An 11,426-nucleotide genomic window follows, 5' to 3' on the forward strand; every position below is an offset into this window, starting at 1 on the left:
TTGTCATCAAAACAAGTAGAATAGAATCATAGGAATAATTGACCACAAGCGGGTTTGAAATTTCTTCATTGGCTTTATGGTTTTGTGTATCGATATTTTCATTCAGTTAGTAATAGGCCTGGTTTAATATCCTGGAAGAAAATAATGCTTAAAGATGTGCTTTGATGGGGCGTTATAACACCAGTTTAAGGCTTATTAATTCGTCTTTTTCTAAAAGGTAGTGAATATGCGATATTTAGAGATCACGCATTTTGTCGAGAAAAATGACTTAAATGTGATCACCATAATGCAGGATGATGATGGGGAAATAGTCCCTTTATAAAGATTGCGTAAAGTGGTGTTAGAAAACCAAGAAATTGAGTATATCTAGACCATAGCAGCCGACTACAACTTTATCTTCTATATGCAAATGACAATATTAAGGTAATACAAGTAGCATGTATTTCTTAGCGCTAAAGGCAATGGGGTAAAATAGAGCACATAGTATGATCGTTATAAAAAGGGGTTGTAAATGTGGCTTGTTAGTTCATGGATTCAGGGGTATGATGGGGTTTTATGGCCAAGGATTAGGGATGCTATATAGGGAGGGAAATCTTGTTTTTAAAAGTCGGCAAGAAGGTGGGCAGAATATTTTACTGCACTGTGAAAGGGATGCTATTGGTGAGGTTGTCATTCCTAGTGGTGTTAGTAAAATTGAAGCAGGGGCTTTTCAAGACTGCAAGGCTGTTACAAGTATACGTTTTCCAGAAAGTGTCACTGAAATTGAAGATCGAGCATTTGCAGGTTCTGGCATAATGTCTCTCAATCTCCCGCGCTTAGAGCGAATTAAGTTTCGTTTATGCGCAGGTTGTAAAGCGCTCAAAAGTGTAAGGGTGCAAGAGGGGCTTATAGCTATTGATTCATCTGCATTTGAGCAGTGTGAAGTGTTAGAATCACTTGGAGTTAATGCAGATACAGAAGGGTTGGAATTACCAATTGGATTTGAGGAGCTGGGGGAGAGTGCTTTTAGGTCTTGCTTTAACCTGAAGATAGCCAAGTTGCCACAAACAGTCACGGCAATTAATTATGCAGCGTTCTGTTATAGTGGGCTGAAAATAATTTACTATCCTCAAAATGCAATTGTTGGGTATCATGCCTTTAATCAATGCAAGAACTTGCACCAAGTTGTGCTCCCGCAAGTACCTATGCAATCAATGGGATTATGAAGGGTCTATGAATAAATCATATGGCCCGATGTCAGCGACTTAAGATTTAACATGTTATTATAGGCAGCTAGTGCTCAATGCTGGCAAATGGCAAAGGACCCTTAATAGGCGATAGTTAGGGCTGTCTTAAAAGCAGCATGGGTTGTGGTGGGGGGGTATTCTCACTATAATCGCTTGCTTGGTTGAACTTCTCTAGTTGAAGTAGTTCTTGATCCAGTGAAACATAGTAAGTTTGTGCAGCAGTTAGGGAGCTGATCATGACCAATAAAACAATAAGAAACATCCTAGCCTCAATTTTGTGCCTAAATCATTTTAGTTGGTTTGAAAGGCTATTCCAAGCCTGGCAGTGATACTTAGGTAGTGATACACTAGTCCATCGTATTTACGGAGTAGAAGATGGCCCTAAAAGGTTTTAGAACCTATGATTTGGTGATAGATGCGGTGGGTGTTTTTCAGGTATCAGCGATGGCAAGGCCATCAATAGATAAGTTTGAAGACACACTCTCGGACATGCAATGTATTTTTTCTAGCAAGGCTGAAGGGTGCCAAGGTTTAATCTCGCTTATAGATGTGGCTGAAGGAGAGCTTGATCGTGTTGTGCCATATTTGTCCAAAGCAATAGTACAAACTAAGCTTAACCACTTATATATGACGCATGATTTCGCAGACTTTGGTAGTCCATCTATTGAATCATTGGTGCAGTTTCGACAAAAAGTCTTGTATATGGTGCAACAGGCAGGGCCAAAGCTAGGGGTACACTGTCGCGCAGGGCATGGCAGGAGTGGTACCATGGTGGCTTCACTCTATATTTATCAGTGTATTCAAAAGACACTGATAGAAGATCTTTCTGAATTATTAGAGCCGGTAAGTTATCCTCATAAATTAAGTGATTATGATCATAGATCACCTGAGGATATGATCAATACACAGTATTATCGTATTTGTGTATTAGCATTAGACTTTGTAAAAAAACAAGGAAGCAAGCCATCACCATCATCCATTGAAGTGGATAATCAGGTAAGAGCACTGGAGCGTTATACAGACTACCTATGTGCTGAGAAAAGAGAGCATGGTGAACTAAAGGATTGTATCTACCCTAAAGAACATCATCGGACTTATTGCTTAGTGACCAATCAGGATTATCCGGCTTGTGTCTCTGAACGTCAGGAGTGATCAATTATAGTATCAACCCTTGGTTGATATAGAGTAAGTAGCATAATGATGTATACATGATGGCAGTGGCTTTAGAGGAAGGTGTGGTTAGTTTTAAGGCCGTTCCAAAAGACTTCTTTGGCTTTAAGGCCAATGTAGACGCTGTTTTTAATGAGTTGAGTTCATCTAGGGTTAGATGACATAGATAGCCAACCAAAACAGCACCGCATAAGACAAGCCTTGCTATTGGGTTAATTGGGTAATGGTTGAGGATGGTGAGTGTTGACAATGAAAAGATCAATGCCATGGGAATAGAATGAAAAGCACCACGATGGTGGGTCATTTTTTTGAATAATCCTTGTACAATCGTATAGACCCCAAGACCTGATAATAGGGATAGACAACCATTCAGTGCTGAGATGTGATGGCCATGACGGAGCATATCAAAGGTGATGAGCATGGTCAGTAAGGATAGAACACCAAAGACAATTTGGACAGGGGTGCCAGAATTACTATCAATATCTGGTAACATGGATGAGAAAATAGTCACAAAAAATGATAATTGAGCGACTTCAATGGTGGTGATATTTAAAATAAATACACTACCTGCATAGCCAACTGCTGTCATAATCCCAAATGTGACATGTCCTTTAAATCCTGCCATATCTTTGTCCTTAAAATAATGGATATATAATATAACGATATTTTTCAATTATGTCCAATAAATATCATAAACGAACCTTACATGCAGTAGATAGTGAAATTTCTGCTGAATTTAAAGATTTGTATAAAATGAATTTAAAATTTACTCGTCATTTATTAAATATCTGTCATTTTTTTTATTGGTGCTATAAATATCTACAAATTATATAAACAGGAGAAGTGTAATGCCAGAACCCACCAAGGATATAGAAAAAGCCAGGTCAGAGCAATTGTTTAAAGATTTCCTTCGCCAAAATAATGAGACACCTACGGATTTTTTATTGAGTGATTTAATAGAGAGTATGGATCAGAGCCACCGTACAAGGATGTTGAGTATACTAATTGATATAAGGAATACGGTTAAATTTAATTCTAGCACTGATATAGGTATAGGTTTTAAAGACTTCATGGGTGTGCTTAATGAGGGGAAGAAAGGTGATGGTCGTCTGTCTGATACGCTATTTCCAGGGCTTGAAAAGCAAGACTTTAAGGAAGCATTTACTAAGATGGTAGAAAGTAAATTTAGTCAAACCTACATGAGTAAAAAAGACCCGTTTATGACTGGTAGTGTAATAAATGATGCTGATAGCAAAAAAATAAAGAGCTTGGTAAAGGAAGCCATAGGTATAGAGCCAGATGAGGAAATAGTAACTAGTATAGCGACGCACTTAGATGACAGGCTGGCGAGTACAGGGGAAAATTCATATCTTAGTAAGTGGCAACGCTTAGAAATACTGTATAAAAGTTGCAAAAAGCTAGAGCCAGAAGTGGCATTGAAAACAGCGGCATGGAAAAAAAGCAACCCCAGATTGGGTGAGGCTCTCGAGCAGGAAAGTAAATCTATACGTGCAAAGGAACAACGTGCAGCTGAACTAAGAGGTAAGAGACAAGAAAGAAATAAAACACGCCGGTTGAATTTCCTAAAGAGGCGGAGGTTACAACAGGAGATAACTGATTTAACGAAAACGCAAGGCTTGGACAAGACACAAAATGATAAGCTACAAGCTTCTAAAGCCAAAGAGCAAAAAAAACTGTCAAAGCATCTATTAGATGAGATGAGGCCAATGCTTCAGTGTGGTTCTGCAGCTGGTTTTGAGAGAAAAGGCGTATACGAACTCAGCGATGATGTAGTTAAGCTGCTGAAAGAAAAGAAAGACGAGTCTCAGACACCCCAACCTCATACCTCTAAAGTCGCAGGAAGAGCTGCTGCAGGAAGAGCTGCTGGTGTTAAACCAACAAATGATCTAGCATCACAGATTGCATCACAGATTGATAAGAGATTTAGTACTTATCCAGATATGAAGCTGATGGAAAAGATAAATGAGGTAATAGATCTCCTTAAGGAACAGGAGAAGACAGGGTTTGAGGAAAAACTTTTGCAGATATTAACGGAGAATACATCTGATACTGTAATGTTTGATGTAGAAAGATATTGTGAGAATATAAAAGAGTGTGGAGGCGTGTCATGTTATGAAGGAATTAAGAAACTAGAATCAATAGGTTTAGAGTTGGAATCGCAACAGGGGTTAGGAAATTTAGTAAAGAAAAAATCAAAGCGATTGGATGGTATTACTGTTATTAACAATGATATAGAAGAATTGAGTGCGGCTTATGAAGGAAAAATTCTGCCTGCTGCGATTAAGAAAAGCTTAAAGGGCGCGGTGATAGCGGAGTTAAACACGGAAAAGCCAAGTATACAAAAAATAATGAAAGCAGTGCAGGAAATAAAGATAGGACAACAACAGAAAAAAAAGGAAGAACAACAACAGGTGGAGAAGTTGCGCAATGATTTTCAGGAAGCAGGAGTCTTGATACCTTTTGAGAACGAGTCTGGTAAAGAAGGCGGAAATTTGATTATTACTCCAAGTGATCTCAAGAGTCTGGCTACAGGTGTTAAAGTTAAAGTTGAGAAGTTACAAAAACAACAAAACAGTAGGGGAGTGGATCCATCAGCTAATAATGATCTTGGGGGCGACAATATTGAAAGCAGACAACCTTGATATATGGTTGATTATCTCCGATTTTTTCCAGGTCTTTCGTTGTGTTCTTGCTGATTGGCTCGTTTTTTCATGAATGGTTGAGAACGGGGTAACTCATCACCACCACCTGGAGCGTGTGTACGAGTCTGACTAATTTGGCTTAGTGCTTGTTGTCCTGACTTGCTAATGTTCAGTAATTCGAGTATTTGAGCAGTGCTTTCCCATGAGTCAGTTAGCGCTTCATAGTGATAGCCGATGAGGTGAGGGAAATGTTGTATAGTGCTGCTGCTGTGATGGGGGTGGTTAATTCGTGAGACATTTGTCTGTGTATGTGATAAAGAGTGGCTTTAGGGTATTTATTTTCCGGAATATCCACTTGTTCCAGATACTTAGAGAGTAGTTCGATCATGGCGCTATTATTATAGGTAGTACAATGCTGCAGGTTGTCATAAAGATATTGCATCAGTGACTGTAAGATATCAGGCGCAGATTCTTTTAGGTATGCTAATGAGCAACAGGGAACTTTGGTCAGGTGCCAGACGAATGCTATCTTTGAATACTTCTTGGAGAAGCAATTCTTGCTCAGCTTTGTATTCATTGTCGTGCATTATTGAACATATGTTAAGCATGATTTCACAACTTTCCCACGAGGCGACTATATCCTGCTGGTGGCTATTAATTTATTTAAACAGAAGTAGATGCATGCCTATCTTAGTTTGTTGTCTTCATTTACAGTGATTAATTTGTGTATTTTGGTTAGTGTCTTTATATGAGGTATATTTTAATTCCTAATGTTATTGATCTGTAGATCAATAGTAAACTCAGGGCAAGGTTAAAAGAAGGTTTGATAGAAGAGGCAGAGTTTGAATCTGCCTTTTATGATAGTAAAGAGTTTCTATCCATTTGGTGATGGTGAACGATTGCCAGATGAGTGTTTGCTAGGGGAGTATGCCGAGGCGAAAAAGGAAATTTCTCCATCATCTATATCATCCCTCTCTTCATCAGGGTTGGAGACCGGTTGCTGTTCTGCGGCTGCAGCAGCCGCAGCGCCATCAGAGTTGATGGCTAAGGTTCCTGGTTCACATGCTTGCTTTGTGCGAATGAAGCTTGAGGGACTAATACTATAAGTCTCTTCTAAGTATGTAATTGCTCTGTTTGCTGTCTCCATGCAGCAATCATATAGTGCCGTAATTGCTGTCTTGCTAGCATACATGCAGTCATCGCTTTCTTCTAAGCTGTGTTTGATTAGGTTAGCAATTCTTTGAAATTTTGGCATCTGGATTGCCTGATTTTCAACTCTTGAGGCAGGTGATCCATGCGCTGATGCGGCAGCTGATGCTGGTTGCTTCTCAACGTGTCTGCGCTTAGGTGCAGGCTGGGCTGATGCTGGTTGCATCTCAACGTGTCTGCGCTTAAGTGCAGGCTGGGCTGAGCTTTGATTTGTCTGCTGCAGGGAACGAATGATGGTATTGGCCTGAATCCCATATTCATGTTGTAGAATTTGTAGCACGTCATCAATTCGATCTGATCCACAGTTAAATATCTCTCTTAGTTCTTGTTTGCTACGATATATATAACCAGGGTTTTCATTCAGGTGGTCCCTGATCTCATTGGCAATAACCTCAGTTGATATTGTTTGCCGTTTTTTGGACTCTTTTTTTGATCCGCTAGTAAGGGCTTTTGGCTTAGGGCGAATCACTATGGTATCAGGCTCTGCAAGCTCTTGGTTCCTCGCGATACAGTGTTCTTTTGCGGTACGATCGTGTGGCTGAAAATAGTGACCTTCTTGTTGGAGGATCCAGTTTAGTAGATCAGTTAATGTGCTCATGAGATCCAATTCTTGAGGGGAGATTCTAAGTTGATCTTTTGCTAAGCCTATTAGAGAGGGGGTTAACTTTACGTTGGTCTCTTTTCTAAGTGACTGAAGGGGAAGACTTACTGATTTTTGGGTACACTGGTGAATGATACGGTGAGATATATCAAATAAGCCATAGTGTAGGAACGAGAGTAGTATTTGGCTGGAAGAAAAATTATTAAGCATTGGGATTGTTGGGTGAGATAAGTAACAGCTATCTATGTTTCTAAGATAGATAACAGTGCTCTCAATATCCATGTTTTTGAGCGATAGAGGTAGGTAAAGATCTTCCAGTGATGGCGTGAAAAGCTCTAATTGGTATAATGTTGTTAAGGTGTCGCAATATTCCTCGGATTTTAGGGCATCGATGACCAATAGTTTGTGGGCAATGAGTAACTCTGAGATTTGTCTTAATATGCTAGGGTTTGTACCCTGGAGAAGTTGCTTGATTTGAGGTTGTCTAAGAAGCGTGTCAAGGGCTGCAATAGGATGGGGGTTTTCTAGTGCGTGGAGAAATATATTTGGCGTTGCAGTTGCGCCGCTGTCTGCCTTGAGTATACTGAGTGCGATGAAAAGTGCAGATTCTAGCATTTGCACTAGTGTTTGATGACAGTGTTTGGCTACTTGAAGAAGTAAGGGAATCTCATTTTTGTCCCTAAGCAAAGGAAGTTCTCGTGCAGCTTGAGGATGCCCGTGTAGGGATATGGGATTTCTTTGAATAAGATTCTCGATAATTTCATGGGCAGTGGCTAGGTTTTCTTGCTTGACAAACACGTTTGCCTCATCGGATTCATGGGATGAAACGATGCGATAAATTGTTTTTCTTGCTGCCAGTTCCTGCGCTTCATAGCTACGAATAAGCCACCTAATGGTTTTAGGCGTGAGTGTTTTGGCTATTTGGACACTGATGTATTTGATCGCTGTTAATCCAACCGCAGGATATTTTAAAACAACGGCCTCAAAAACGTCTGGTTCGAGGTTAATAAGGTTTTCTGGGGTAGCGGATTCAAAAACCTGATGGCTGAAGGGTTGGTTGGACCAATAAGACGTGACTAAGTAGGTCAAGACAGCTCGCTCTTGAGTCGGAGATTTGGAGCTTAAGATGGTTTTAAGCGCTTGGATTGTTTGTGCTGGGAAGCCTTTATGCTTTAAATGCAGATGGTATAAAAAAGGTGGGAGGGCTAAGGGGCTTAGGTTGTCCATGGCACAAATCAGATATTCATGTTCTTTAGTAAGAACACCTATTGCTGGTGCAATAACAGTATTGGCAATATCTTCAGCATGTTTATTTTGAGCAGGTGTATTGATGATTAAGTTTAGTTGCTGGCATAATCTTATGGGGGATTTATAGTAAATATGGGATAAAATTGAAACTAAAGTGGGTAAGTATTGTAGCAGATTGCTTTTAGTTTGAAAGCCAGGGTATGTCGCATAAAAGAACCCCTGGGTATGAATGTTGGTTAAGATTTTTTGAGCGTTTTCGCGTTGAAGTATGCTGATAATGGCATCGTCAGGTAATGGGAGGTTGTTTGGTAGCCCTATGGTTAAATTCTCAATGATCTGCTTAAGGGCTGCTTTCTTGCGAGAATTTGCAGTATATTCGTGAAATTGCCAAAGGCGGCAAATGATCCAAGATTTTTTCTCCAGTGTTAATTCTAAAGAATCTAATTCAAGAAATAACTTTGTACTGCTCTCGAAAATAGCTGTTGCAGTGGGGTTTATTGCGCCCAAAAGTATCCACCTTGTTAGTAGTGGTAAATTATGGGCTGCTGTGCCAATGCCAAGTCTTGTTTTCATCACTGAAATATCAGGTTTTAAATTTGAAAATATTTGAAGATTGAGAAAATGCCATGGCATAGTGATTGGGTGTGTCAGTGATATATAGAAGTCTTCTAATAAACGTGATTCATGGTAAGGTTTGATTGAATGAACGCCTGAATTTGAGTTAATGGTATACAAAACAAGTGGATCTACCGCTGCTTTTTTGTTTTCAGGTGATTTTCTTTTGATTTCTTGTAATAGAGCGTAAGCTGCTATTCTAGAGATGGGGTCATCAACCATTAGCAGTATGCCTTTTGGTCTGATTGCCTGAGAGCGGGAAATAGCATAGGTATCATGGCCTTGATTATAACGAGTCTCTGCCTCTTCTGGGCTGATAAAGGACTTTTGGAGCGTTGGGTTTGCGATAATGTCTTTTATGTCATTAGAGTCTGGGCCGGCTTGGGCGCTTAAGGAAAATATCTGATCTTCTGCTGTTGGCTCGAATACAAAAGCCAATGTAGCTTGTTGCGGTGTGCCACTCCATAAGAATGTTTCAGGCCAAGAGAAAATTCTATTAGAAGCTTCTGGTAAGACCTGCAGTAGTCTAGCGGGAGAGTGTCTGGCTATAAGTGCTATAATAGTACTGGCTTCAGGGTTTTTTTCTGTTTTTAAGCAGTCTAGTAGAAGTATGTTGCCCATTTATTTAATCCTTATCATCATTATTTTATTATGAAAAATATTTAACGGTTGTGCAAGGACTATTATGCGATTGGGCCAATATAAATTTGATTTTATCTATTTTTAAACAAGAACGCCATGAGTTTTGTGGTGATCCAGTTGGGCATATAATACCCAAGGTTGCTTGAGATTTTATTGATCATCCCCGGTGTCATGGTTTTTTTATTGTTGAGCATGCCAGTGATGGCTTTTTTGGCAACAAAGGGTGCAGATTTCATCATGAGTGATTTAAGCCAAGGTTTGATTACTTGATGGCTGGTTTCAAAAAATCGGGTGTCAGTCATACCAGGGTATAAGGTGCTCACATGAATGTTTGGAGATAATTCATACTGTAGCGCCTGACTAAAAGCGTCTACGTAGCTTTTGCTTGCAGCATAAGCAGCATAATAGGGTGTGGCTTGAAAGCAAATAATGGAAGATACATTCATTATGTAGCCACCTGGGGGTATCTTCGGAATGATAGCATGTGTGAGTAAGGTTAATGCTTGAATATTGAGTGTCAACATATTTGAGATTTCTTGGGAATTTTGTTGTGCAAATGTGCCGAATAGACCACAGCCAGCATTATTGATCAATACATATGGATTGATGTCTTTTTCTTCAAGTACCTGTAAGATATCGTTGATGGCAGAGACCTTTGTGAGGTCAGAGCAAATCACACAGGATTGTACACCAAAGGATTCTAGGTCAGTTTTTAAAGTGACCAATAGCTCGGATGTTCTCGCGATGATCACCAGGTTCATCCCTTTTTGAGCTAATATTTTGGCCATTTCTCGTCCAATGCCTGAGGAGGCGCCGGTTACAATAGCCCATGGTATGTTATTGGTCATCGTGTATCCTTATAAAAGCTTTTCAAAACTTTGATCTTTATATCCAATCAAGCACATAAGCGCAACGGCGGCTGCTGCTATCATATAATATGCGACACCTTCTAGGCCGCCAAAATACTGTACTAACCAGACGCAGACAATTGGTGCTGTTCCTCCAAATATGGCAGATGATGTATTGTATGCTATTGACATAACGGCATATTTTCCAGCAGCAGGTAGGATCTCAGCCATTAGCGTTGAATTAGGCCCTAAAAAGAGGCCAGTAGCGGTAGCAAGCAATATCTTCCAAGCCATTAATTCAGATAATGAGCCATTTACCAGGTTTGTGAAGCATGGGTATGCCAATAGCAGGATGGTAGTTGCTGCAATGCTGCAAGTTTTTTTGCGGCCAAATAGGTCAGATAATTTTTCGGAAAGTAAAATCGTGCTGAGCATGGCAATAAGGCATGTAAGGTTTATGAGGGGGATGGCGGATAAATGATTGGGCAACAGGCGCTTATTGATTGTTACCATATAAATTGATACAACAAATATGGGCATAGTCACAAGAATATAAAGTCCAAAAGAGCGCAAAAGGGGGGCTAAGTGCTGTCGAATGATGTTGAGTGCAGATAATTGGTTATTGTCTTCTGTTAGGTGTGATTTTTTAGCCATGCTAGTATCTTCAAATCGCCAACGGATATAAATACTGGAAATCCCTAAGATAGATGCTGTTGCAAATAGATATCGCCATCCATCTTAAGAAACACAGAAAGGACTTGCGAAATGATGTAATACTAACGATCCCTCTTCGCTGAGTGTTAACATGTTCAATAGCATAAATAATGCCGCCTCCTGACTCAGTACCGATTGATAATCCCAATAGTAATCTTCTTGTTGGCAAAAGTATCGGGGTCAAGATTCCAATCATCTCATAGCCTGGCGTGATGACAACCATTGCGCTGGCTACAAACATGCTTAGAGATGAGTATAACAATGATTGTTTCGTACCAAGATTTTTGCGAAGTGTATCAAATAGCAAACCATCTATTAGATGGGTAAGAATGCTTGATGCAAAAATAGCAAAAGTTTGAATAAATGCGATTTCCTTGCTGACTTTTGAGACGAATGCTTGATTTATCTTATTCGATACTTGACCATAAACAGCATAATTAAACCACCCAACGGCGCTGTCAATGATACCAATTAATATTGCTTGCATGAA

The 11,426-nt window shown here is 39.8% G+C and carries 10 protein-coding genes; 3 read left to right on the forward strand and 7 right to left on the reverse strand.

The annotated features are described in order from the left end of the window. The first annotated feature begins 542 nt into the window (after nucleotides 1–542). Nucleotides 543–1,205, forward strand: coding sequence for a leucine-rich repeat domain-containing protein (locus tag MKS91_RS05055; protein WP_258569750.1), 663 nt, complete (start codon nucleotides 543–545; stop codon nucleotides 1,203–1,205). Nucleotides 1,206–1,320: 115 nt separating this feature from the next. On the opposite strand, the gene MKS91_RS05060 is transcribed toward MKS91_RS05055, so the two are convergent. Beyond that, entirely contained in the window at nucleotides 1,321–1,488 is a 168-nt protein-coding gene (locus MKS91_RS05060) for a hypothetical protein (RefSeq protein ID WP_258569751.1), read from the reverse strand. A gap of 113 nt (nucleotides 1,489–1,601) precedes the next feature. Here MKS91_RS05060 and MKS91_RS05065 point away from each other — a divergent pair, with 113 nt between their 5' ends. Then, on the forward strand, nucleotides 1,602–2,378 hold the full coding sequence (locus MKS91_RS05065; RefSeq protein ID WP_258569752.1) for a phosphatase domain-containing protein: 777 nt from the start codon (nucleotides 1,602–1,604) through the stop codon (nucleotides 2,376–2,378). A 4-nt stretch (nucleotides 2,379–2,382) separates the two neighbouring features. Here the strand turns inward: MKS91_RS05065 and MKS91_RS05070 are convergent, their stop codons facing one another. After that, on the reverse strand, nucleotides 2,383–3,021 hold the full coding sequence (locus tag MKS91_RS05070; RefSeq protein WP_258569753.1) for a metal-dependent hydrolase: 639 nt from the start codon (nucleotides 3,019–3,021) through the stop codon (nucleotides 2,383–2,385). Nucleotides 3,022–3,244: 223 nt separating this feature from the next. On the opposite strand from MKS91_RS05070, the gene MKS91_RS05075 reads away from it, so the two are divergent. Next, nucleotides 3,245–5,059, forward strand: a complete 1,815-nt coding sequence (locus MKS91_RS05075; protein ID WP_258569754.1) for a hypothetical protein — start codon at nucleotides 3,245–3,247, stop codon at nucleotides 5,057–5,059. A gap of 211 nt (nucleotides 5,060–5,270) precedes the next feature. On the opposite strand, the gene MKS91_RS05080 is transcribed toward MKS91_RS05075, so the two are convergent. From MKS91_RS05080 to MKS91_RS05100, 5 genes are all read right to left on the reverse strand, one after another. Beyond that, nucleotides 5,271–5,636: a hypothetical protein gene (locus MKS91_RS05080; RefSeq protein ID WP_258569755.1), complete on the reverse strand. Its 366-nt coding sequence runs from the start codon at nucleotides 5,634–5,636 to the stop codon at nucleotides 5,271–5,273. A gap of 297 nt (nucleotides 5,637–5,933) precedes the next feature. Continuing rightward, nucleotides 5,934–9,353, reverse strand: a complete 3,420-nt coding sequence (locus MKS91_RS05085) for a hypothetical protein (protein WP_258569756.1) — start codon at nucleotides 9,351–9,353, stop codon at nucleotides 5,934–5,936. Between the two features lie 92 nt (nucleotides 9,354–9,445). After that, nucleotides 9,446–10,222, reverse strand: coding sequence for an SDR family NAD(P)-dependent oxidoreductase (locus MKS91_RS05090; protein ID WP_258569757.1), 777 nt, complete (start codon nucleotides 10,220–10,222; stop codon nucleotides 9,446–9,448). 9 nt (nucleotides 10,223–10,231) lie between these two features. Next, entirely contained in the window at nucleotides 10,232–10,876 is a 645-nt protein-coding gene (locus tag MKS91_RS05095) for an MFS transporter (protein ID WP_258569758.1), read from the reverse strand. Between the two features lie 10 nt (nucleotides 10,877–10,886). Next, complete coding sequence (locus MKS91_RS05100) at nucleotides 10,887–11,423, reverse strand: MFS transporter (RefSeq protein WP_258569759.1); 537 nt, start codon at nucleotides 11,421–11,423, stop codon at nucleotides 10,887–10,889. Nucleotides 11,424–11,426: the final 3 nt, after the last annotated feature.

The sequence above is a fragment of the Candidatus Synchoanobacter obligatus genome, assembly GCF_024259865.1.
In the GTDB taxonomy this organism is placed as follows: Bacteria; Pseudomonadota; Gammaproteobacteria; order Comchoanobacterales; family Comchoanobacteraceae; genus Synchoanobacter; species Synchoanobacter obligatus.

What these genes read in the sequence shown, in the direction of transcription:
- MKS91_RS05055 (WP_258569750.1), top strand. Translation starts at nt 543, where the DNA reads ATGATGGGGTTTTATGGCCAAGGATTAGGGATGCTATATAGGGAGGGA.
- MKS91_RS05060 (WP_258569751.1), bottom strand. Translation starts at nt 1,488, where the DNA reads ATGTTTCTTATTGTTTTATTGGTCATGATCAGCTCCCTAACTGCTGCA.
- MKS91_RS05065 (WP_258569752.1), top strand. Translation starts at nt 1,602, where the DNA reads ATGGCCCTAAAAGGTTTTAGAACCTATGATTTGGTGATAGATGCGGTG.
- MKS91_RS05070 (WP_258569753.1), bottom strand. Translation starts at nt 3,021, where the DNA reads ATGGCAGGATTTAAAGGACATGTCACATTTGGGATTATGACAGCAGTT.
- MKS91_RS05075 (WP_258569754.1), top strand. Translation starts at nt 3,245, where the DNA reads ATGCCAGAACCCACCAAGGATATAGAAAAAGCCAGGTCAGAGCAATTG.
- MKS91_RS05080 (WP_258569755.1), bottom strand. Translation starts at nt 5,636, where the DNA reads ATGAATACAAAGCTGAGCAAGAATTGCTTCTCCAAGAAGTATTCAAAG.
- MKS91_RS05085 (WP_258569756.1), bottom strand. Translation starts at nt 9,353, where the DNA reads ATGGGCAACATACTTCTACTAGACTGCTTAAAAACAGAAAAAAACCCT.
- MKS91_RS05090 (WP_258569757.1), bottom strand. Translation starts at nt 10,222, where the DNA reads ATGACCAATAACATACCATGGGCTATTGTAACCGGCGCCTCCTCAGGC.
- MKS91_RS05095 (WP_258569758.1), bottom strand. Translation starts at nt 10,876, where the DNA reads ATGGCTAAAAAATCACACCTAACAGAAGACAATAACCAATTATCTGCA.
- MKS91_RS05100 (WP_258569759.1), bottom strand. Translation starts at nt 11,423, where the DNA reads ATGCAAGCAATATTAATTGGTATCATTGACAGCGCCGTTGGGTGGTTT.